17 protein-coding genes and 1 pseudogene are annotated in these 23,039 nt (G+C 40.3%); 4 read left to right on the forward strand and 14 right to left on the reverse strand.

The genetic code is table 11. The features are described from left to right. From I8752_RS24480 to I8752_RS24525, 10 genes and pseudogenes are all read right to left on the reverse strand, one after another. Window positions 1-513: pseudogene (locus I8752_RS24480) on the reverse strand (IS4 family transposase); the annotation flags it as partial. 111 nt (window positions 514-624) lie between these two features. Continuing rightward, complete coding sequence (locus tag I8752_RS24485; protein ID WP_214434841.1) at window positions 625-1,806, reverse strand: glycosyltransferase family 4 protein; 1,182 nt, start codon at window positions 1,804-1,806, stop codon at window positions 625-627. A gap of 4 nt (window positions 1,807-1,810) precedes the next feature. Continuing rightward, on the reverse strand, window positions 1,811-2,851 hold the full coding sequence (locus tag I8752_RS24490; protein ID WP_214434842.1) for a glycosyltransferase: 1,041 nt from the start codon (window positions 2,849-2,851) through the stop codon (window positions 1,811-1,813). Between the two features lie 624 nt (window positions 2,852-3,475). Further along, window positions 3,476-3,829 (reverse strand): hypothetical protein, encoded by a 354-nt coding sequence (locus I8752_RS37585; RefSeq protein ID WP_225895883.1) that lies wholly within the window; start codon window positions 3,827-3,829, stop codon window positions 3,476-3,478. Window positions 3,830-4,403: 574 nt separating this feature from the next. Next, on the reverse strand, window positions 4,404-7,073 hold the full coding sequence (gene clpB / locus I8752_RS24500) for an ATP-dependent chaperone ClpB (RefSeq protein ID WP_214434843.1): 2,670 nt from the start codon (window positions 7,071-7,073) through the stop codon (window positions 4,404-4,406). A 536-nt stretch (window positions 7,074-7,609) separates the two neighbouring features. Then, window positions 7,610-8,044 (reverse strand): lactoylglutathione lyase, encoded by a 435-nt coding sequence (gene gloA, locus I8752_RS24505; RefSeq protein WP_214434844.1) that lies wholly within the window; start codon window positions 8,042-8,044, stop codon window positions 7,610-7,612. A gap of 388 nt (window positions 8,045-8,432) precedes the next feature. Then, window positions 8,433-11,705 carry a tetratricopeptide repeat protein gene (locus I8752_RS24510; RefSeq protein WP_214434845.1) on the reverse strand — a complete coding sequence of 1,091 codons (3,273 nt, stop codon included), beginning with the start codon at window positions 11,703-11,705 and terminating at the stop codon, window positions 8,433-8,435. A 72-nt stretch (window positions 11,706-11,777) separates the two neighbouring features. Beyond that, window positions 11,778-12,293, reverse strand: coding sequence for a COP23 domain-containing protein (locus I8752_RS24515; RefSeq protein WP_214434846.1), 516 nt, complete (start codon window positions 12,291-12,293; stop codon window positions 11,778-11,780). A gap of 655 nt (window positions 12,294-12,948) precedes the next feature. Further along, window positions 12,949-14,343, reverse strand: coding sequence for a serine/threonine-protein kinase (locus I8752_RS24520; RefSeq protein ID WP_214434847.1), 1,395 nt, complete (start codon window positions 14,341-14,343; stop codon window positions 12,949-12,951). 210 nt (window positions 14,344-14,553) lie between these two features. Then, entirely contained in the window at window positions 14,554-14,745 is a 192-nt protein-coding gene (locus tag I8752_RS24525) for a hypothetical protein (protein WP_214434848.1), read from the reverse strand. 136 nt (window positions 14,746-14,881) lie between these two features. Between I8752_RS24525 and eno the strand changes: the two genes are divergently transcribed. Beyond that, window positions 14,882-16,171: a phosphopyruvate hydratase gene (gene eno, locus I8752_RS24530; RefSeq protein ID WP_214434849.1), complete on the forward strand. Its 1,290-nt coding sequence runs from the start codon at window positions 14,882-14,884 to the stop codon at window positions 16,169-16,171. A gap of 164 nt (window positions 16,172-16,335) precedes the next feature. Here the strand turns inward: eno and argC are convergent, their stop codons facing one another. Beyond that, the gene (gene argC / locus I8752_RS24535; RefSeq protein ID WP_214434850.1) at window positions 16,336-17,394 is read right to left on the reverse strand and encodes an N-acetyl-gamma-glutamyl-phosphate reductase; all 1,059 of its coding nucleotides are present in this window, start codon (window positions 17,392-17,394) and stop codon (window positions 16,336-16,338) included. Between the two features lie 739 nt (window positions 17,395-18,133). On the opposite strand from argC, the gene ribBA reads away from it, so the two are divergent. Continuing rightward, on the forward strand, window positions 18,134-19,903 hold the full coding sequence (gene ribBA, locus I8752_RS24540; RefSeq protein WP_214434851.1) for a bifunctional 3,4-dihydroxy-2-butanone-4-phosphate synthase/GTP cyclohydrolase II: 1,770 nt from the start codon (window positions 18,134-18,136) through the stop codon (window positions 19,901-19,903). A 201-nt stretch (window positions 19,904-20,104) separates the two neighbouring features. On the opposite strand, the gene I8752_RS24545 is transcribed toward ribBA, so the two are convergent. Then, window positions 20,105-20,995: a peptidoglycan recognition protein family protein gene (locus I8752_RS24545; RefSeq protein ID WP_214434852.1), complete on the reverse strand. Its 891-nt coding sequence runs from the start codon at window positions 20,993-20,995 to the stop codon at window positions 20,105-20,107. A 451-nt stretch (window positions 20,996-21,446) separates the two neighbouring features. On the opposite strand from I8752_RS24545, the gene I8752_RS24550 reads away from it, so the two are divergent. Further along, on the forward strand, window positions 21,447-21,737 hold the full coding sequence (locus tag I8752_RS24550; RefSeq protein WP_214434853.1) for a type II toxin-antitoxin system Phd/YefM family antitoxin: 291 nt from the start codon (window positions 21,447-21,449) through the stop codon (window positions 21,735-21,737). Window positions 21,738-21,877: 140 nt separating this feature from the next. Next, entirely contained in the window at window positions 21,878-22,063 is a 186-nt protein-coding gene (locus I8752_RS37590) for a hypothetical protein (protein ID WP_225895884.1), read from the forward strand. Here the strand turns inward: I8752_RS37590 and I8752_RS24560 are convergent. Both I8752_RS24560 and I8752_RS24565 read right to left on the reverse strand, forming a co-directional pair. Then, the gene (locus I8752_RS24560) at window positions 22,027-22,482 is read right to left on the reverse strand and encodes a hypothetical protein (protein WP_214434854.1); all 456 of its coding nucleotides are present in this window, start codon (window positions 22,480-22,482) and stop codon (window positions 22,027-22,029) included. The genes I8752_RS37590 and I8752_RS24560 overlap by 37 nt on opposite strands. A 157-nt stretch (window positions 22,483-22,639) precedes the next feature. Then, the coding region (locus I8752_RS24565) for a tetratricopeptide repeat protein (protein ID WP_214434855.1) at window positions 22,640-23,039 on the reverse strand (400 nt) is incomplete at its 5' end.

A 23,039-nucleotide genomic window follows, 5' to 3' on the forward strand; every position in this document is an offset into this window, starting at 1 on the left:
CCTATCCATTACCCCAACAGCATTTATTGCTAGACTAGACATCATTTTATAACCAAATTTATAATCATGGTCATGTCCAAAGTTAATGAAGTTATCTGATGGGCTTCCAGTAGCTAGATTTAGAGAACTAAAAAGTTTTACTTGATGGTGTCCTAGTACCCATAACAATTTGCTGGTGAGAGTAATAATTGTTGAATCTATTGGACAAATTGCATATTTATCGTGTAACTTTTTTGGAACTTTCTTCTGGACTAATTCATTTAATTTTTGGTAAATTTCTTGAAAAGGTTTCTGGCTTCGATGTAAGTTTGCTTTTGAAAAAGTAGAAATATCTACCTCAAATCCTGTATTGTTTAATCTGTTAAACAAATCTCGCATACTTGTTAAGCTGTTATCCAGAGCATAAGATAGCCAGCACTCAAAGAACAGACGACTGTTTAATACTGGATAATCGTTTTTTGGCAGTCCTCTCAAGATATCTTTGACAATCTTGGGAAATGAATTTATAATCACTATCAAATAGATATACTTTAATGTTTCGCCCAAAATTTAACATATTTTGGGCTGTTTTTATCCGATTTTTCTTAACATTCAACACTTTTGTAAAAATATATGTATTGACTATTATCTAGATTGTATTAATTTAAAGAATAACTGTTTTGCTGTTTTACCACCTATTGACCAATTTAAGCGATTTACATACTCATTAAATGATGAAAGTGCTAAAGTTTCATACTTTTGATAATCATTCAGATAATTAGCAATATAATTACAGTAATCTTTAATATTAGCATCTAAAGGAAAGGTTTTGCCGTTTACATCATCTTTGATGATGCTAGGAATACCTCCAACATTTGTGGTTATAGAAGGAACTCCAAAAGCATTTGCTTCTATTAATACATTAGGAGTAACATCAGCCTTAGTGGGCAAAATAAGAAAATGAGAATCTGCAAGTAAATTATAAAAATGCTGTTTTTCTTCAAATATAGATTTATTTATATATCCTATTGTTTTGATAAAACTTGGTATATCTCTATTATTAGTTGGCAAATCACCAATAATTTTTAGTTCAACATTAAAACCTCTTCTCTTTAGTTCTTTAGTAACCTCTATTGCTATATCTCCCCCTTTTCGTTGCCAGTCAATTCCAATAAAAATTAATTTATAAATATCTTTACCTCTTTTATCAATCAAATATTTAATATCTTCAACTGTTCTTTCTGGCTGTAATTCTAAATTTGAACCTCTAGGAATCACTTTGACTTTGTTCGCATCTATATTGTAAATATCTATAGCTTTTTGTGCAGCCCATTCAGATGTGAAAATTACTGAATTACATTTATTTAAAGCTAATTTTTCTATGACATAAATATTTCTTTTTGTTTCATGACAAAGATTGCTTAAATATGGATAAAAATTAATTAATGCCGCCAAAACTGTATCTACCCAAAGAACAAGTGGCTGTTGGCACTTAAGATAGGCTATTGGTGCGAATCCTTCTGTACATAAGACTATATCCACATCTAGCTTAGACAAATGTTTATTAATTTGAAGTGCATAATTTTTACACACCTTTGGTTCAGCCCATCTATAATAATCTTGATGATAACAATGTTTATAAAAACTCCACTTACCTTTAGTTAACCAAGAATAATTTTTTTTCAGGTTTCCTATCGTGTCAATAGATATTTCTTGATCTATTAGAGTTTTAAGAATGTAATAACTTGAACTATAATTACCTATATTATGTTTTGTCCATGCTGAACTATTAAAAGTATTATAGGTTGTTACATAAGCTATTTTCATAAAATCACCTGTTGGTTAATCGATAAAAATCTAAACTTTTTTTACTCAAAATATCCCAGTCTAATTTATCTAGGGATGGACTCTTATGAGATTTTTGTTGTCTCGACCAAATTAATCCTTCATTAAGAGTTTTTGTAGTTAATTCTCCAGTATAAAGTTTCATCCAATCTTTCCCTACTTGTGACTGCAATTCGGGCATTGAACCCAAGTAAGGAGCTAAAATAGGACGATCGAAAGAAAGTGCTAGTAATGCACTGCCAGAATTAAGAATTTCTTTAAATGGTAAAATTACTAATTCCGCAGCTTTAAAGTATAACTGAACCAGATTATCGGGTATATAATCTAAAAATAATTTGATTCTGTAATCATTTTCCGATGCAGATAATATCTCTGTTTTCAAATGATCGCGTTCTAGTTTTCCTGCAATTACTAATATCCAATTAGAGGGAGCTAACTCTCGAAAAACATTTATTAAATGAGGAACATTTTTGTAAGTCTCTATGTAACCAAAAAATAACAGCATTTTACAATTATCAGGAATATTAAGTTCCTTTCTAGCTTGACTTTCTGTAATTTGATTAGGATAAAAATCTCGATAATGTCCATGAGGAACAATAGAACAAGGCTTATTTTTCAATGGTAGTAACATTTGTTCAGCAATAGTTTTGCCTGTTGTACTTAAACTAATATACCCATCAATTCGTTTGACAAATTCTTTCTGAAACCAATCTGCTACTTGTAAATGTAAGATGGAATGAGGAGTTTCGTCATGCATTGTCCAAATAATACGAGTTCCTGTACTTTTTACCCAATCTATTAAAATGAGCATACTGATAGCTCTAATCCATACTATGAATGGGTTGGGATGTCTGACAATAGTTTCTACGACCCAATGTAAATGAAAAATATCATATTTTTTGCTTAATAATTTATTAGGTGAAAATTCTTCAACTATTACTCCTTGTTGCAACATATTAGTATATAAAAGCCAATTATAAGGATTTTTATATTTTGTTTTGAAAGCTGGATATGCAATTATTTTCATATTTTTATTTAATACAAATCGTGCCACCTCAATAATTATTGAGGAGCAAGTTATGGAAGTTTATAAATCATTTAGTACAACGTACCAATATCATTTAATCGTTGCAGAACTGTCCATGCTTTTGGTGCGTAGTAATTTTGCAAAACTATATGTAAGTAACCGTGATTTATAACAGCAAAGTAGTGAAATGGTATATTGTACTTCTTATAATTTTATACATATAAAATAGTAAACAACCAGACCCAAACCTTATTTAAATCTCTGCTAGATAAGCAATTTAGAGATGAAAAAATTTTTATTGATATTTTTGTGCGAATACAACCAAAGATAAAGTATAATTCTAAATATATACCTCAGTAATGTTACATAAAAAGTATTTCTTAAGAGTTAAGAAGTTTATTTTTATGGAAAGAATTCACAATATGACCAAAAAATTTAGTTTTGTCAATAGTAGTTACGCGATAAATTAGATTTGCATTTAAATATTGAATTAAATATTGTACGAGCTTCCTCTAGTGAGAATGAGTGACAGCTTTGAAGATGACGCGATCGCTAACTTAAAAATTGTGTGTTCTATCTTTGTTTTTAGTCAAAATCTAAGCACTATTAATTATTAATAGATTTTTATGACTTTAGAAAATGGTATAAAGCAGACGATCGCTTTAGTTCCTGGAGACGACCAATATATTTTTGTAGTCCCATGTTGCGAGAGTTACGACCAACTAAGATGGCACAAGTATAAGCAATAGCAATTAATAAAATCAGTGCGATTAAGCGTTTACCATTAGCATAAGTAGATTCAAGATTATAGCCACCAGTCTTGCAATTTTTGAACATCGCTTCAACACCACTTCGCAACTTAAATACTTTAATGGCATCCTTGAGGCTGTCAAGGTTCGTGAGTAAAAACCAACCAGCAGACTCCAGTTGTCCACGATATTTCCGCTTGTAATATCCAGCCAGATTAAATGGGAGCAAAACCCTTCTGTTTAGTAAGTTTATTTGGCAGTTTTCGGCTGTTTTTTACCCATCGTTTGATTAATGGAAACCAGAGGTATTGAATTGATAACTGTGGCAACAATAAAAATCTTTGTATACTTCGTCGCCGACTTTCAAATTTTATCAGTTGGGGAAACACAGATGAATGAGAGCTTCTCAATTGTTACAGTTTTGTGAAATTGCAACAGCATAATCAAGATTGAGAGCATCTTGTATTGTGTCGGTGTCAGTAGCTTTTGAAAGCAGTTTTGGTAAAATTTAGGTAACATTATCATTTGATAGGTCTTGTTGAGAATACCTGACCTATCTTTTGTTACTCCAAAACGGTCACACTCTTCTGTTTTCTCGACTTCCGCCCCTTTGTCACTCCGTCAGGACTTTTTCCCGGATTCTGGCTACTAACTTTGCTCCTGGATATTGGTTGTCTCAATTTTTACCAATATTCTTGATTTACTTCCTGCTTTCTCTGTGTGCCACTTTTGTGTACGGAATGTGGGATATAAGGCAGGGTATAAAATGGTTTTAGAGAATTTAGGAAGTTAGTATGAATTATTTAAGTCTCAGGTGATGACTCCATTAGCCGAATAGTAGCGGGAACAGTTGACACCTTACCTAAGGCTTTTTTACTAAAAGTCAGACCTTGTTCGCCTTTCTCAATGAAAATTGTGTCTCCAGAGATAAAAGTATTTTCCAATAATTTGGTGGCGATCGCATTTTCTACTTCCCGCTGAATTGCCCGCTTCAATGGGCGCGCGCCGTATACTGGGTCGTAACCTGCTTCCACTAGATGATCGCAAGCTGCTGGCGATATGTCAAAAGAGATTTTTTGCTCTCGCAGAAGATTTTCCACTCGCTTGAGTTGAATGCGGATGATATGCCGCATTTCCGAACGGCTCAGGGCATGGAAGATAATGATATCATCAACGCGAGTGAGAAATTCGGGACGAAAATGCGATCGCAAGTCATCTGTTACTCGTCTTCGCATTATTTCATACTTGGAATCATCACCAGATATATCCAAGATATGTTCGCTGCCAATGTTACTTGTCATAATAATGACAGTGTTACGAAAATCTACTGTTCTGCCTTGAGAATCAGTAATCCTCCCATCATCTAACACCTGTAACAAAATATTGAATACATCGGGGTGTGCCTTTTCCACTTCATCTAACAGCACTACCGAATAGGGATGTCGGCGAATAGCTTCGGAAAGTTGACCGCCTTCTTCGTAGCCAATGTATCCTGGAGGCGCTCCCACTAGGCGAGCAACCGAGTGTTTTTCCATGTACTCAGACATATCCAAACGTACCATTGCATCATCAGAATCGAAGAGAAACTGAGCTAACGCACGGGCGAGTTCGGTTTTACCTACACCTGTAGGTCCCATGAACAAAAATGAACCAATGGGACGACTGGGGTCTTTCATCCCGGCACGGGCGCGACGAATTGCTGCTGCTACGGCGGATACTGCTTCCTGTTGTCCAATAACTCGTTCGTGTAAATGACTTTCGAGTTGTAGTAATTTTTGGCGTTCTGATTCCAAGAGACGATTTACGGGGATTCCCGTCCATTTGGCAACGATTTCTGCAATATCGGCTTCGGTAACTTGTTCCCGCAACAGGGTAGAACCTTGGCTTTGAATTTCTAAAAGTTTCGCTTCTTTGGCTTCGCGATCGCGTTGTACTCCTTCCAATTTGCCATACTTTAATTGAGCAGCTTTATTCAAATCGTAGGCGCGTTCTGCCTGCTCAATTTGCACTCGCAAAGCATCTTCTTCTTTTTTTAAACCACTAATAGCCTCCAATAGCTGCTTTTCGCCTTGCCATTGCTCGTTAAATTCCTGCTGTTTTACAGTCAAACTGGCGATTTCTTGCTCAATTCGCTGCAAACGTTCTCTAGTTGGGGAAATAGTTTTTTCTTCGCCAGCCAATGACAGCTTTTCCATTTCTAGCTGCATCAAGCGACGGTCAATAGTTTCCAATTCGGCTGGTTTAGAAGTAATTTCCATTTTCAGCTGGGCGGCTGCCTCATCTACCAAATCTATGGCTTTATCTGGCAGGAAGCGGTCAGAAATGTAGCGTGCTGACAGGGTTGCAGCGGCTACAAGTGCGGAATCAGAAATTTTAACGTTGTGGTGGACTTCGTAGCGTTCTTTCAATCCCCGCAGAATGGAAATAGTATTTTCGACACTGGGTTGATCTACAAATACTTGCTGAAAGCGGCGTTCTAGTGCTGCGTCTTTTTCAATATATTTGCGGTATTCGTCAAGGGTAGTTGCCCCAATACAACGCAGTTCTCCTCGTGCCAGCATTGGTTTGAGCAAATTTCCAGCATCCATTGAGCCTTGTTGGCTAGAACCAGTGCCAACAACGGTGTGCAGTTCATCAATAAATAAAACAATGTCACCGTTAGATTCTGTAACTTCCCGGAGTACAGCTTTGAGGCGGTCTTCAAATTCTCCTCGGTATTTAGCTCCAGCAATCAAACTGCCAATATCTAAAGAGATGAGTTTGCGGTTTTTCAGAGATTCGGGAACATCTCCATTGACCATCCGCTGTGCTAAAGCTTCAGCGATCGCAGTTTTGCCTACCCCAGGTTCGCCAATCAGTACTGGGTTATTTTTGCTACGGCGTGACAAAACCTGAATCACCCGACGAATTTCGTCATCTCGTCCAATAACTGGGTCGAGTTTTCCAGATTTTGCTTGGTCTGTCAAGTTCCTACCAAATTTTTGTAGGGCTTCGTAGCGCGACTCTGGGTTTTGATCTGTCACTTTTTGTCTGCCACGAACAGTTTTAGTAGCAGCTTCTAACTTAGTGCTGTCCGCGTTCAAACTTTTGAGTACTCGCCGTCCGATGCGTTCATCTTCCGCAAAGGCTAAGAGTATGTGTTCCACAGAAATGTGGGAATCTTCCATCCTGACTCTAATTTCCTCGGCTCGGTCTAGCATCATATCTAAACCCCGACCGAGATAAAGCTGATCGCTTTTGCCAACTTTAGGTTGACGTTGGGTAAAAGCTTCTAATTGCTGTTGTAAGCGGATCGGATCGACCTCAGCTCTAGCGAGGATTCGGAGTGCTAAACTAGTTGGTTCTTCTATTAGGGCAATAATTAAATGTTCGACATCTAATTGCTGTTGTTGATATGCACGGACTATATCCTGAGATTTAACAATCGCTTCCCAGGCTTTATCAGTAAATTTATTAGGATCTGTAGGCTGCATCTTTAATAATTTTGGATTTTGGATTTTAGATTTTGAAGTTTAGTTTAAAGATTGGGCAGTGAGGAGAGCTAAAGACTTTCTACGCCCAGTTTAAAGCAACTTTTTCAGGTAGGTGAGTTATTTGGCGTGTCCTGTAATGTAGAGTGCGACTGAAAAATTTCATGCTTTAACCTTGATACTTCATCCTTGACCCTTTCCCAGTGTCCACTCCCCGAATAATTATCCAAACACTATCAGTATGTATTTGCGTGTATCTGTGGTTGCAATTTGGGTATCGGTAATTGGCGATCGCTCGATTTATCACCTATTTCCTAATTTAAAACGAAAAACACCATTCTGATAGTACTGTGGCAGATGGTGTCATAGAAACTATTGCGATCGCTTTCAAGGAGGCAGAGCATCGGAGGGGCAGAGAGGCAGAGGAGCGGAGGGGTAAAAAGACGGTTGCAGAAATTACTCTTTATTCCTCCTATTTTCTCTGCTCCCCATCCTCCCATCTTCTTGTTTCCTCCTGCCTTCCCTGTTGGCCCACATAATTACTGGGTTACAAGTTGTTCTTGTGATTCTTGTTTCAATGCCGATCCTTGAGTGCCCAGTTGAATAAGTTCAATTTTGTATCCATCTGGATCTTCGATAAAAGCAATTACCGTCGAGCCGTGTTTCATTGGCCCTGGCTCTCGCACTACTTTACCACCACGATTTTTGATTGCTTCACAAGTAGCGTAAATATCATCGACACCAAGGGCAATGTGACCGTAAGCATTACCCAGTTCGTACTTTTCTACCCCCCAATTATAGGTTAGCTCAATCACTGTGTTGTCGCTTTCGTCGCCGTAGCCAATAAAAGCTAAGGTAAATTCTCCTCCTGGATAATCTTTTCTACGCAGTAATTTCATTCCCAGAAGATCGCAGTAGAATTTCAAAGACTCTTCAAGGTTGCCTACCCGCAGCATTGTATGCAGTAATCGCATAATGACTCTCTGTACTCAGTTCAATGTAGTTATCTGCCAATATTTTACAAGGGGTTGATGGAGAGAAGTTGGATTCGTTACTCTACTCTGCTACCTTGCGGGAATCCTCTTCTCCTACAGAGACGCTAACGCGAACGCTTTTGAGAACGGGTTCACAAGTTGCCTGATGCCACTTTGCTCAAGTGGGGAAACCCTCACGCAGCACTGATTCAGCGCAACGCACTGCGTCCTCCGGATTTCGGAATTCTATTTTTATGAATATTTCTTAACTAGTGGTCTGTCCCATTAATTTTGCTAGCTTTAAAATCCTCCGCGTCCCCGTATCCCCGCGTCCCCGCGTCCCCATATCAGCCCTAACCATTCACAACTAATGGGACAGACTACTAGTCTATTGATTACTGCTTATCTGTCTAATTTTTGCCAGCATATTTTGGTAATCACTAGCTTTACCTTCTCTTTTATAAAGGTCTGCGGCTTTTTGAAAATCCTGACGCGCTGCTTGATTATCTTTCAGTTGAACGCGGGCAAGACCTCGATGATAGTAAACATCAGCAAATTTAGTATCAACTGCAATTGGTGTCCTTGTTAAGGTGATGTTTAATATATTTTTATCAGCACGATTAATTTGCAGAGATACTTGAGTACCTGTCTGACCGCGAAGTAGTTTTACGGCCTGTTCTAAATTCATATTTGCTGTGGATTGACCATCAATTGCTAAGATTTGGTCGCCCGTTTTTACTCCATTTTTCTGTGCTGGAGAATTTTCTACAACTGTGGTGACTGTGAGAACTTTTGTTTGAGAATTAATTTCTGTTTTTACACCAATACCAGAAAATTCTTGAGAGCTTAATATCTGGTCGTAATCCTCGATCGCTGCTTTATGATCTCCCATTTGAGCGCGAACTTTTCCTCGGTTATAGTAAGCGTCAATATCTTGAGGATTAAGACGAATCATTTCGTTGTAATCTGCGATCGCTCCTTTGTAGTCTTGCTGTAGTAAGCGAATTTCCCCACGAGCTTTGAGCGCGTCAGTATCTTTAGGATTAAGACGAATAACTTCGCTATAATCTGCTAGCGCTGCTTTATAGTCTTGCTGTAGTAAGTGAATTCTCCCACGAGCTTTGAGCGCGTCAGTATCTCCTGGTTTTGACTCTAGCAAGCGAGTAGCTGCCGTCAGAAGTTTTTTAGCTTCACTATCTTCAGGTTTAAAACGAAGTGCTTGATTCAAATCTGCTACTGCTCCTTTGTAGTCCTGCTGTAGCAAACGTAGTGCCCCACGAGCTTTGAGCGCTTCGGCATTTTTGGGTTCGAGACGAATTGCTTCGTTAAAATCTGCTATTGACCCTTTATAGTCTTTTTGTTGAAAGCGAACTTCTCCACGTTTTCTAAAATTCTCAGCATCTTTAGGGTCAAAACGCACAGCTTCATTGTAGTCTGCCAGCGCTCCTTTTAAATCTCCTTGTTTAGCGCGAAGCGAGCCTCGAAGTGAGTAAGCACTGTCTTCAATATATTCTGGATTCAAGCGAATTGCTTCATCTAAATCAGTCATTCCTCCTTGAAAGTCTCCCGTGCCAATACGAGCTGTACCCCTAGCGAAGTAAGCCCAAGAACCAGGATTCTTCTGCACAATTCGGTTTGAAACTTCTAATGCTTCTGAGAAACGCTTGGCACTAACTAGAATCAAGCTGCGAAATATTTGAACGCCAGCATCATCAGGGTCGAGTTTTGCAACTTGGTCAAATGAATTTAGTGCCTCTTGGTAGTTTTTCAAGGTACTAAGTATAAAACCACGCAAACGCCAAGCAGAAGCAAATTTCGGCTCAATTTGTATGGCTTTATCAAAGGATTTTAGGGCTTGTTGATATTCTTCGTTAGCCATCTCCACAAACCCGTGTGAATACCAAGCTTGATAAAAGTTAGGTTCAAGTTTAATTGCTTGGTTAATAGCTCTTATTGCTTCCTTTCTTTCCTGTTGTCCGACTGACCCATCTTGAGAGTTTCGCGCCACTTGCCAGCCATAATTCAGCCAATCAATAGCGTCAGCATTAATTTTAGGTTTCTCTATTTTAAATAAAGCTTCAAGGATGGAATTTGTTTCTTGCGTAGTCAGTGGTGGCGGTACAGTATTCTCTACTCTCAACATAGGAGCCATACCAACTGACTGTGCCCAACGAACAAAGCTAGCGATGGGGACTCCAAAACTAAAACCTAATGTTATTAAACGAGGTTGCCCAGTTTTATCAGTAACTTGTTCGAGTTCTGCTTTTCCATGAATCCCAATGACGCGTCCGCGAGTATCTAGCACTGGCCCGCCACTCATGCCTTGCTCAGTCAAGTTAGTATAAGCTAGTCCATATCCATAACTCAAAGACAAAGAGTTTTTGGCTAGAATCGACGCGAATAGTTTTGATGTTACTGTCCCAGCTGTAAACTGACGCTGTGTTTGCGTACTTCCAGGTTTTAATTCTTGCCAGCCAGAAACAAAAATGAATCCTTTGTACCCAACTATGTCATAGTTTGCTAGGGTGGCAACGCGGTAATTTTGGTTGCTAGTAAACTGTAAGATTGCCAAATCTGTCTCTGGCAAAGTTTTCAGGTTGTTATCATCTACCTTGACTTGATATTGCTTGCCATCAGGGGTTACTACTTCTAGAACAGTGCGATCGCATTTCTCGGAACCACGCACAACATGTTCCGCAGTCAAAACGCTGTAAGTGTTTCCCTGTTTGCCAACAATCACTCCCGAACCACTACACTCACGTAAAGTTGGCACATCTATTCGTACAGTAATTTCTTGGGCAATGTTATTGACTTCGTTGGCTATTGGAGGCAGACTTGCACTAGAAGGTGTGTTAGTCGCTGGTAAGGATTCTTTGGAAGTGTATTGAGGAGCCAAACGAGCAAATGTCTGAATGGGAATTCCCCAACTATAACGACTCATTAAATCGCGCAGCGCTTCACTCGGTCGGGAACCATCTTCATACACGTAAGGGTTGCCCCAAAGAGGATAGGCATGGATACCATTAATCCCAATTACTTGCCCCCGACGATTTAGTATCGGCCCGCCGCTCATACCCTTTTCAATTTCATTGCTGTAGCCTATTTGATATCCTTCTTTAAAAGCTCGCTCTGGCACTAATAAAACTTGTCCTGTTTTAAAGACGAACTCTTGAGACTGAGACGGCTTAGTTGCAAACGGAAATCCAGCCGCATATATTGGTTCGTTGATTGCTACTGTTGCTAAATTTCCGAGGGGGGCTACAGTATAGTTAGCATTGGCACGGAACTGCAATAAAGCTAAATCCTTGCCCTGAAAGTTGACTCCTCTAACCAAATTGGCTGGGTATGTTTTACCGTCTTCTGTCTGGATTTGAGCAGTTTTTCCCGATTCTAAAACGTGCTGATTGGTAATAACGGTATAAACTTGATTATTCTTTTTAAGAAGAATTCCTGAACCTCTATTCTCCCCAGATAAAATCTTTACGGTTATTGATTGAGCTAGCCGCTCGATCTGTTCTTCTGACAGTTGAGGAGATGGCTGACCGACAGCAACTTTAGGTAGAAAAATGCTTAGATAAACAGCTTGTATAGGCAGCATCAACAGTATGCCCATCCAGGCAATCAGAGCCAGTGAGGGACGATATATTAATTTTTGTCTCATGTTGCTTTTACCGCTTGCTATTATCTATACAAACATGCTTAACGAGCTTTTTACTAAGTAGTAAAATTGGTATTAGTTTTCTGTTTGTGTTGCCTTTTCGCTTAGTAACTTACTCATGTCAATGTATATCTGAGAAGAAGCATCTTCCGATTGAAGAATTGGGCCACGAGCTTTATAACCAATTTCTACAAGGTTCTGAAGTACTGAACTGGCATCACGAGGGGACTTAAGCGTGAATAGTAATTGACTACAAGGACCGCCATATTGGCTGGCTGCACATATCACTGCCTGATTTCCAGAAATTCCAGATGTAAGGTAATTTAAAACACCTTTTTCATAAGCACTCTGAAACCTGGAAGATACTGCTTGACACCGTGATTGTGGAGTATAGTTCCCTAAAGTCTTAACCCAGCGAATCACAGGAATCTTCTGGTTGTTGTAGTTTTTGGCAAATGTTGTCCATACACCGTTATTTCTCTCACAAAAGTAAGTTTTAGCTTCAGCAAAACTGGGTGGCATGATGGTAGCGATACCACCTATGGCAATTACACTAGCTGTTAATACCTGCAAAAATAACCGAGGTTTCATCGTTGGTAGTTCTCACTAAATATGATGAAAGCATAGATACTTAAGTATCTATCACAAAATGACAACTATACTACTTAAGTAATCTAAAAATTTATATTTATATGTAAATTCAGTGGAGAAATTAATAAATTTTATATATGGGAATCTTAGAGGCTATTTATAAAGTAAATCTTAAATTGTCGGGTGCGTTATACAACGCTTAACGCACCGAAAAACATGGTGCGTTACAGCTAATTCTTACTCTCTTAAACTCTCAAATCCTTGCACAGCCGTAACACAACGCCAGTTGCTGTAGCCTGTGAAATCCGTTTACCCTACTCTTCGAGAACGACTTCGTCGAACGGCTTAGTGCAGTCCCCTAGACGCTCGTTCGCTCTTAGCGTCTCCCTTTGGGAGAAGACTCCCTATCGCTAACGCTGCGCTAACGACGGGAACCGCTCCTGTTGGGGGCTGCTTCACCGCACTGGCTCCCCTACCTTAATATTGACTTTATAAATAGGCTCTTAATTTATTGGAAATTAGTTTTTGAATGAGTTTTGAAAAAATCGGTACAGTTCTAATTTTATTCTTTTCTGTTCTCTATCTCTACGAGAAATTTCAAAAATCAAATACTAGTTCTATAGTTGTCTGTTATGTGGAAGTTTAGATTTATTCTCTAATTAATTTTAAATGAATTTATCATTGTTTGTACAGTTGATAGATATTCTGAGTATTTAGCAATATCTGCTGTGTAGGTAATGATATATGCTTTATTTTCTTTAACTGTCCAAACTTGCAGACGTTTAATGTTAAATTTTTCCTCTTCAAAAGTGTAAATAACTTGATAGGCAGGTTGGGTTGCTAACTGAGTTTTGCTTTCTTCAATAATTTTAGAATTTTGATAAGATTGTTCGATCTCATCTAGATAAAACTTAGTAAATTGCTCTAGCTCTCTACGGTTTTCGGGTAAATCTAGAATAATTAAATTAACATTTTCTAAATAAGTATCTGCATCACCTTCTTTTGGTAACGTAAATTTAACCAAATTGCCAGTAATGCGGTCTGGAGTTCCTGTCTTTTGCCAATGTTGAGGATATTTGATGCTAATGCCATAAACGGTGTTATTATAAGTTTCCAAGCTGTTATTACGTGGTAGTAAGATAAATAAAAAGGCAATAATAGTGGCTGTAGCAGCGATTCCCAAACCAACGAGAGCCTTCCACCACATTGGTTTCGCCGGAGGATTAGCTGGTGTTAAACTTTGCAGGGCTTGCAATACTTCCGCTACCGATTGATATCTTTGGCGAAAGTCATACTTAACCATTTTGTCGAGAATTTCTGCTAGCCGTGGACTAACTTGGGCGCGATCGCGCCAGATAATTTCACCTGTAAGATTATCTCTTGGTAGTTGCATAGCGTTTAAACCAGTCAGGGCTTGAATACCAAGAATTCCGACTGCATAAAGATCGCTGCATAACCTAGGTTGACCTTGGCTTTGTTCGCTGGGTATATAGCCAGGAGTGCCAATTACAACTGTCGAGGTCATTTGTCCTTGAGTGTTAACTGCTTGAGAGCTGATTTGTTTAACCGCTCCAAAATCAATCAGGACAACTTTACCATCCTGTTGACGACGCATTAAATTTGACGGTTTAATATCTCGATGGATGACATGATGCTGATGGACAAATTCTAAGGTTTCAAGAATATCCTGCAACAGAGCAATAACCTCCTCTTGACTCCATTGCTTGTAAGGATTGATTTCATAACTCAAGTCATTCCCCGCAATAAACTCCTGAACTAAATAAAACTCTTGATTTTCTTCAAAATGGGCCAACAAGCGAGGAATCCGGTCATGATTACCTAAGCGGTTAAGTACTTTCGCTTCAGTCTCAAATAGCCGTCGGGCATGGTATAAGGTATTTGGATCTGGTGTCTGAGATGAAAAGTGCTTCACAACACACCGATCTTTATCAGGCAGTTTCCTATCAATAGCTAGGTAAGTAGTACCAAAAGCACCTCCTCCCAACTTGCTAACAATTTCGTAGCGTCCATCTAGGATTTTACCGATCATTAGATTTACAAGTATGTGTGATTAATCTGAATTTTGACACGGAATACTCGGAGAGTGAAAATTTGGATGATTGTTGACTAATAACTAGTGACTAGTATTTTTACTCAGCAGTATAGGCGTAAGGTCTTGCGTCCCTTTGCCTCTTCAAGCTAGAACCCCACGGGCAATAGCGCCCACAATGAGGGCATGATAATATTTTTTTCCTAGTCATCAGTTATAGCAAAGTGCTGAGTCACCGGAGTTTGCTCGGAGGGAAACCACGCCACTTGCGCGGCTGCCGGGGAACCCGTCCAACGCAGTGGCTTCTCCTTGCAACTTCTCGCTGAGTAAAAACCCAGTTTTTGTAAGGCGTTGAGCAATCGCAATTGTCTTAAAGGGTGTGACTACGGCTATATCAGTCATCAGCCAACAAAAAAATTAATTCACTAAATCTCTGAAATCTTCTTTAATCTCAGCCGATAAAGTCCTCTAAAAGCCTATGCTAACGATTGGGCTAGACCACTGGACTGTATGCAAACAAAATAAGGACAAAGCACAGATGAGTAATATTCTAGATACTGCCATTGAAGCGATCGCAGCCCGCGAAATTCTTGACTCGCGTGGCAGACCGACAATTGAAGCTGAAGTGCATTTGGTAAATGGTGCTGTGGGACTGGCACAAGTTCCCAGTGGTGCTTCTACTGGCACTTTTGAAGCGCACGAACTGCGCGACGGTGACAAAAGTCGTTATGGAGGCAAAGGAGTACTCAAGGCGGTGCAAAATGTCCAAGAGATATTTGCCCCAAAATTGTTAGGTTTAGATGCTCTCAACCAAGAACTACTAGACCGCACAATGATTGCTCTGGATGGTTCGGGTAACAAATCTAATCTCGGTGCTAATGCAATTTTAGCCGTTTCTTTAGCAGCCGCCAAAGCTGGTGCTGAATCTTTGGCAATTCCTTTGTATCGCTATTTAGGCGGGCCTTTGGCGAATTTGTTGCCAGTGCCTCTGATGAATGTGATTAACGGTGGGGCGCACGCAGCCAATAACGTAGATTTTCAAGAGTTTATGATTGTCCCGATCGGCGCATCTTCTTTTCAGGAAGCGTTACGCTGGGGTGCGGAGGTGTTTGCGACTCTCAGCAAAGTACTCGATGACAAAGGTTTACTCACAGGCGTAGGCGATGAAGGTGGTTTTGCTCCCAACCTAGAATCCAATCAGGTAGCTTTGGAATTATTGGTTGCTGCCATTGAGAAGGCTGGTTACAAGCCAGGGTCAGAAGTAGCGTTGGCGTTGGATGTGGCAGCTAGCGAGTTTTATAAAGATGGACAGTATGTCTATGACGGTAAACCTCACGCTCCTACGGAGTTTGTTGATTATTTAGGACAATTGGTTGACCAGTATCCTATTGTGTCTATTGAGGATGGATTGCATGAAGAAGATTGGCAGAATTGGCAATTGCTCACTCAGAAATTAGGTTCCAGGGTGCAGTTGGTGGGTGATGACTTGTTTGTGACTAACGCTACTCGCTTGCAAAAAGGCATCCAGGAAAAAGCTGGTAACGCAATTTTGATTAAACTCAATCAAATTGGTTCGCTTACTGAAACCTTAGAAACGATTGACTTGGCGACTCGCAACGGTTTGCGCTCAGTCATTAGCCATCGTTCTGGTGAAACCGAAGATACTACCATTGCCGACCTATCCGTAGCCACCCGTGCAGGTCAAATTAAGACAGGTTCTCTGTGTCGTAGCGAACGCGTAGCAAAATACAATCGGTTGCTGCGAATTGAAGATGAACTAGGCGATCGCGCCATTTATGCTGGTGCTGTGAATTTAGGGCCGAAGTAGGAGTTGGTGACTGGAACAAAGTGTTTCTTCCTGTCCACGTGGACAGGAGCTGTGAATTTAGGGCCGAAGTAGGAGTTGGTGACTGGGGACTGGTGACTAGGGACTAGGTAAAAAGTGACAAGGGATAATTTTGTCCTTTCACTTTCCCAATCCCCAATCCCCAATCACGGATAAAATCCCAACTTGGGCAACCCCAAAGTTTCATTCCAGCCCATCATCAGGTTTAAACACTGAATTGCTTGACCCGCCTGACCTTTAATTAGGTTATCGATTGCTGACATCACAATCACGCGACCGGTGCGCGGGTCAGCTTCTACACCGATATAACAAAGATTGCTGCCACTAGCCCACTTTGTTTGGGGATAAACGCCGCTCTCACACACTTTTACCCAAGGTGAATTGCGGTAAAAAGCGGTATAAATTGTGATTAAATCATCTCGTACTAAACCGGGATCGCGTAGTGTGGCGTATACAGTGGCTAAAATTCCCCGTACCATTGGGATAAGGTGTGGTGTAAATTGGATTGTCACTTCGTGACCCGCTAGCTCGCTACATATTTGCTCAATTTCTGGAGTGTGGCGGTGACGCACAACACCATATGCTGCTAATGAGTTATCGGCTTCAGCTAACAACAAGTTAACTTTAGCTTGCCGTCCGCCGCCAGATGTGCCAGACTTGGCATCGATGATGGCGGTTTCTGGGACGATTAAGCCTTGCTTGAGAAGTGGCGAAAGTGCTAAGAGGCTGGCAGTAGGATAACAACCAGGACAGCCAACAAGCTGTGCTTCAGCAATGCGATCGCGATAAAGTTCGGGTAATCCATACACTGCTGTGGCGGCAGTGGCGCGATCGCTTCTCTCAGTGCCATACCAAGTCGTATAAGTTCCCAGATCGCTAAATCGGTAGTCTGCACTCAAATCCAGTACTTTACATCCTTTTTCCACCAATTTTGGTGCAATTTGGCAAGCCAGACCATTTGGTAAAGAGAGAAACACCACTTCACAGCGGTGAGCGATTATTTCGGGTTCTACAGCCTCTATTGGCAAGTTAACTGCATGAGCTAAATGCGGGTAGAGATCCGCGAAAGATTTTCCGGCACTACTCTCACCGCCTAAATAAGCTAGTTCGACTTCTGGATGCTCCATCAATAATCGCACTAACTGTACTCCGCCATAGCCTGACGCGCCAACAATCCCAACGGGTACGCGTCTCAAATTGCCCATGATTATGAAATCCTTATCCGCTTTTGGTTAATTTGTTGTCAGTTATGAACTATCAACTTCCAGACGCAGGCGCAAAACACACCATTTAACTAAACTGGAGTATTTTACTCCATACTTTGTTTTGGCGAGATTTACACTTTCATCAGCCAGATTATCACCAGTTTCTGACCCAGAAGAATTTTCTGTAAGGGCAGATTCAAGCTAGTGAAAGTGCTGAGTTAGTTGTCAGTTGTCAGTTGTCAGTTGTAATTTTTCTCCCCCCGCTCCACGCCATTTGATGCCAGTCGCGACAAGTCGGGCATTGCCCGCCCAACGCGTTGGCTCCTTTATGCCGGGAAATCCGTCCACCCTACTCTTCGAGAACGACTTCGCCGAACGGCTTTGTGCAGTCCCCCAGACGCTCGTTCCTCGCTAACGCTGCGCTAACGACGGGAACCGCTCCTGTTGGGGGCTGCTTCACCGCAGTGGCTCCCCCTACTCCCCCTGCTACTGACTTGAAAAAGGTTGTAGGGTGTAGGGTGTAGGGAATATTCCTTTTTCATATATGGTGATGAAAATTTTTTCATCGGGACTGCCTTCTACTTATCGCTGCATTTTAGTACTAAACCCTAATCTTAGCGGCAGAAATTTTGACATGTTATCAAATCATTGCTAGTCTACTTCTCTGCCATACAAAGGAGCTACAATTTACAATAAGAAATTGTTAAAAAAATTTACTATTAGTAGCTGGAAATCCTCTGTGTCAACGCCTAAGCCTACACGGCATCACGCTACTCCCCCCAATGGAGAAGATCCGCGCCCGAATGTAGCTCCTCAAGAGAAAACTACTTATAGCGCTCCCTCCTCAAGCCAAATCTTTGAATTTGACTCAATTGATGCTGCTTTAGCAGACCTGAAAGCAGGTCGCGTCATTGTTGTAGTAGATGACGAAAATAGAGAAAATGAAGGTGACTTAATTTGCGCCGCTCAGTTTGCTACGCCCGACACGATCAATTTTATGGCGGTGGAAGCAAGAGGGCTGATTTGTCTGGCGATGACGGGCGATCGCTTAGACGAACTAGACTTACCGTTGATGGTAACTAACATTACAGATACTAATCAGACTGCTTTTACCGTTAGTATTGATGCCGGGCCGCATTTAGGTGTAAGTACTGGCATTTCCGCAGAAGACCGTGCAAGAACTATCCAAGTGGCGCTGAACCCCGCAACAAAACCTTTGGATTTGCGTCGTCCCGGTCATATTTTCCCCATTCGAGCTAAGGTAGGAGGCGTACTCAAACGAGCAGGGCATACAGAAGCTGGTGTAGACTTAGCGCGATTGGCAGGGCTTTATCCAGCAGGGGTAATTTGTGAAATTCAAAACCCCGATGGTTCGATGGCGCGGTTGCCCCAGTTATTTAAATACGCTCAACATCACCAGTTAAAAATTATTAGTATTGCCGATTTAATTAGTTACCGCTTACAACACGATCGCTTAATCATCCGCGAAAGTGTTGCCGAATTACCTACCCAGTTCGGTCACTTCCAAATCTACGCTTACCGCCATACTCTTGATAACAGCGAACATGTCGCCATTGTGAAGGGAAGCCCCGCTCACTTCAAAGATGAGCCAGTCATGGTGCGGATGCATTCAGAATGTTTAACTGGTGACGCTTTGGGTTCTTTGCGCTGTGACTGTCGAATGCAACTACAAGCAGCGCTGAAAATGATTGAAAATGCAGGGCAAGGTGTAGTTGTTTACCTGCGCCAAGAAGGACGGGGAATTGGTTTAATTAATAAGCTCAAAGCCTACTCGTTACAGGATATGGGACTGGATACAGTAGAGGCAAACGAGCGTTTGGGATTTCCCGCCGATTTGCGCGACTATGGTATGGGAGCGCAAATACTGATGGATTTGGGCGTTAAAAAGATTCGTTTGATAACTAATAATCCGCGCAAAATTGCAGGTGTTAAAGGTTATGGATTGGAAGTAGTCGATCGCTTGCCTTTATTAATTGAGGCGAATGACTATAATTCCTATTACTTAGCAACAAAGGCGAAAAAGCTAGGTCACATGTTGTTGCAGACGTATCTGGTGACAATAGCGCTGCACTGGCAAGACGATCCGCAATTGGTGACGAAACGCTACGAACGCTTAGAAAAACTGCGGCATTTAGCAAGAAGTCACGATTTATTGTTGCAAGAAGAAGCGCGTCCGTTAGGGCTTGCTTTGTTTGACGATCCATCTTTGACAGTACATTTAGGTTTTGACCAACCAAAAGTTGCTAGCTGCGATTGGTATCAGCAGACTGGCCATCCTTACTTGGAAGCAATATTCCAAATTTTGGATAAACTAGCGACTTTGCCTTACATCCAAAAGTTAGAATTTCTGATTTCCTCTGGTAGCGATCCCCTAAGTAATTTGCAAGTACAACTCGATCGCCAAACTTTCTCTTTGGATACAACACCTTCATCAATTAGCGATCGCCTAGAAAAGCAGAAAATTTATAGTTTTAGCAAACAAGTGTAATATCTTTGTGTCTTTGTGAACCAGCGCCGTAAGCAACTGGTGACTCCAAAGTTTTAAGATTTTTTACCATAAAGGCACTAAGACACAAAGTTAAGCTAAAGCGCATTTAATTTTCAGAAATACTCATAGTGGTTGTTGACCGTTGACTGTTGACTGTCAACAGCCAACTTTACTCAATGTACAAATTAAAAGCACAACAGATTATTTACTTGCTCTATAAACTGGACTTAGCTGCCGAAAGGAATGAAGTAAGCTCAAAAACTTATCAAAATCAAAACTTACAGGATCGATTTTTTGACCAGAACGGTCTACTTCGTGGTGAGTGGTGATGCGATCGTCTGGCACTTGACTTTGAGCAATTAACCAAGCAAGAGTATTATATTGAGCTTCTGTATAGCCGCTATGAAATTTTTGGTAGTTATCTCCACGACCATCTGGCGGTGTTTCTAAAGAGACGTGATAAGCAAAATTATTGACTGATGGTGGCAAATTAGGATTAGTCTGCACAGTTTCAGAACCATAAATCCCATCAAACACTGAATTAGCTGCTCCAAAAGCTCGTTTTTGTGGAGGGACTAAATAAACTATTGTCCCGTCTTGCTTAATTAAAGCGTGGTAACTCGCTTGCACATTTTCATCGTTATGAGGTGTTTGAAAGAAATTAATAGCACTGGAGGCAGAATAACCAGTTTCATGGAGGACAATAATCGCTTGATTTTTGAGAGTTACGCCATGAACATCTTTGCTGTAGCGTTCTCCATAGTTGCTTGGATCTACTGAGGCAACTTCATATTGAGGTATGTATTTCGTAAAAGCCTCAGTAGTTCTATATCTTCCATAAACTTTATTTTTTTTAACTGGGTAAGCTGGGGATTGAGACTGATTTTGAGATTCGCCGCCTGAATTTTTTGCTGCTTGAAGTTGTGCTTGTGGATATTGACTCCAACCTGTTATTTCTGCATTGGATATTGCTGGATTACTTATTGTATTGCTTTGCAGTTTTGTGGCTTTTCCGGCAAACAGCGCCACAATCAAAGCAGTAAACATCAGAAAAATAAATAGCACCCTAGTCGCCCAGTCTCTAAACCTCATTTTTTTATTATTAGTTAAATGGTTAAAATAATGTTAATACCTTGATTCTAACCAAAAATGGACTTAAATTTTTACTGAAAAGTGACAATATATTAGAGATTTATTTATAATATTTCCTCTGTCAGTAGAATTAATATGATGATATATTTGTACTTTTATACTGTTGCTTAAGATAGAGTTAATAAAAAGAAAATTCTTTATATAGTACGCATATTTGATTTTTTTCAATAAATGTGGGTGCGTTATATCTCTGGCTACCGAACCAATTTTAATTGTGCCTTATGCTACGCAATCATCCACTCTACAGATACTTAGGTTTTTTGATAAATAAAATCGAGTTTCTATAGCTATTTATTAACTGCCGCAAGCATCACAGGAAGTTTTAGAATTAATTGACAAACTCAGTCAATATTTATTAGCATTTAATTAGATGCTAATAAATATTCAAATTATGATCGATATATCACAAGATATACATTCTCTCACCGAGTTTAAACGTAATACGACTGAGTTTTTACAGCGTATTAAGCAAACAAAACATCCCTTAGTTCTAACTGTCAATGGAAAAGCTGAGTTAGTTGTTCAAGATGCAGAATCTTATCAAAAACTTTTAGAAGCTGTTGAATTATTAGAAACTTTAAAGGGTATTAAACTTGGTTTAGAACAGATGCAGGAAAGAAAAGGGAAAACGGCGGGAGATTTTTTTAATGAACTGTTTGATAAATTAGACAGTTCTCAATGAATGAAAAATATCAGGTAATTATACAACCCGCAGCGCAAAAGGCAATAGAAGAAGCCTATTTTTGGTTGAGTAATGATTCTTCCAGCAAAGCTAGAGCATGGTTAGAAGGATTATAGAAAGCTATTTTATCCCTCGAAACAATGCCTTATCGTTGTTCTCTAGCATTTGAGAATAATTTTTTTAATCAAGAAATCCGACAATTTGTTTATGGGAAGGGACGAAACACTTATCGGATTCTTTTTACCATTGTTGATGATAGTGTTCAGGTTCTATTTGTGCGCCACGCTGCTCAAAAACCGATGACAGATGAATCCGATGAAGAATAAGTGTGGTAAATTAATCTGAAATGTAGAGCGATCGCCTTCACAACCCCATCATTGGACTTCAGAACGCGAAACTTCAAGTTCAAAGGTAAAGCGATCGCCTTCATAACACCATCATTCCACCTCAAAACACAAAAGTTCAAGTAAAAAGGTAAAACGATCGCCTCCAAAACCCCATCATTCGACTTCAAAACACGAAACTTCAAGCTCAAAGGTAGAGCGATCGCCTCCAAAACTCCATCATTCGACTTCAGAACACGAAACTTGAAGTAAAAAGGTAGAGCGATCGCCTTCACAACAGCATCATTCCACCTCAAAACACGAAACTTCAAGTAAAAAGGTAAAGCGATCGCCTTCACAACTCCATCATTGGACTTCAGAACGCGAAACTTCAAGTAAAAAGGTAGAGCGATCGCCTTCACAACACCATCACTTCACCTCAAAACACGAAACTTCCAGCTTGAAACAGGAACATTCTCACTTGGAACAAGAAAGTTTTCACTTAAAACAGGAATGTTCTTGCTTGAGACAAGAATATTTGTGCTTGGAATTTGAAAAGCCGAGATTAGGCGATCGCTGTTACTTTTCTGAGGAGAGGCGATCGCGAAGATATGCTAAATTTTCACGACAAGTAATAGTATTTGGGTGATTCACTCCTAACCGCCGCTCAAAAATATCTAAAGCTTGAATGTAAAGCGGTTCGGCTTCGCTGTATCTGCCTTGGGAGTTGTAGAGTGACGCGAGGTTGTTGAGACTAAGTGCGACAGATGGATGTTCTTCACCCAGCAGCTTGCGCCTAAGTGCCAAAGCTTGGATGTAAAGGGGTTCGGCTTCGCTGTATCTACTTTGGGAGTCGTAGAGTGACGCGAGGTTGTTGAGACTAAGTGCGACATCTGGATGTTCTTCACCCAACAGCTTGCGCCAAAGTGCCAAAGCTTGGATGTAAAGCGGTTCAGCTTCGCTGTATCTGCCTTGGGAG

The sequence above is a fragment of the Dendronalium phyllosphericum CENA369 genome (assembly GCF_016056275.1).
GTDB lineage: Bacteria > Cyanobacteriota > Cyanobacteriia > Cyanobacteriales > Nostocaceae > Dendronalium > Dendronalium phyllosphericum.

Excerpts from the sequence above, each read along its gene's own strand:
- I8752_RS24490 (WP_214434842.1), bottom strand. The coding sequence starts at position 2,851 with ATGAAAATAATTGCATATCCAGCTTTCAAAACAAAATATAAAAATCCT.
- I8752_RS24520 (WP_214434847.1), bottom strand. The coding sequence starts at position 14,343 with ATGATCGGTAAAATCCTAGATGGACGCTACGAAATTGTTAGCAAGTTG.
- argC (WP_214434850.1), bottom strand. The coding sequence starts at position 17,394 with ATGGGCAATTTGAGACGCGTACCCGTTGGGATTGTTGGCGCGTCAGGC.
- I8752_RS37590 (WP_225895884.1), top strand. The coding sequence starts at position 21,878 with ATGCCTTATCGTTGTTCTCTAGCATTTGAGAATAATTTTTTTAATCAA.
- clpB (WP_214434843.1), bottom strand. The coding sequence starts at position 7,073 with ATGCAGCCTACAGATCCTAATAAATTTACTGATAAAGCCTGGGAAGCG.
- I8752_RS24510 (WP_214434845.1), bottom strand. The coding sequence starts at position 11,705 with ATGAGACAAAAATTAATATATCGTCCCTCACTGGCTCTGATTGCCTGG.
- eno (WP_214434849.1), top strand. The coding sequence starts at position 14,882 with ATGAGTAATATTCTAGATACTGCCATTGAAGCGATCGCAGCCCGCGAA.
- gloA (WP_214434844.1), bottom strand. The coding sequence starts at position 8,044 with ATGCGATTACTGCATACAATGCTGCGGGTAGGCAACCTTGAAGAGTCT.
- I8752_RS24525 (WP_214434848.1), bottom strand. The coding sequence starts at position 14,745 with ATGACTGATATAGCCGTAGTCACACCCTTTAAGACAATTGCGATTGCT.
- I8752_RS24485 (WP_214434841.1), bottom strand. The coding sequence starts at position 1,806 with ATGAAAATAGCTTATGTAACAACCTATAATACTTTTAATAGTTCAGCA.
- I8752_RS24550 (WP_214434853.1), top strand. The coding sequence starts at position 21,447 with ATGATCGATATATCACAAGATATACATTCTCTCACCGAGTTTAAACGT.
- I8752_RS24515 (WP_214434846.1), bottom strand. The coding sequence starts at position 12,293 with ATGAAACCTCGGTTATTTTTGCAGGTATTAACAGCTAGTGTAATTGCC.
- I8752_RS24545 (WP_214434852.1), bottom strand. The coding sequence starts at position 20,995 with ATGAGGTTTAGAGACTGGGCGACTAGGGTGCTATTTATTTTTCTGATG.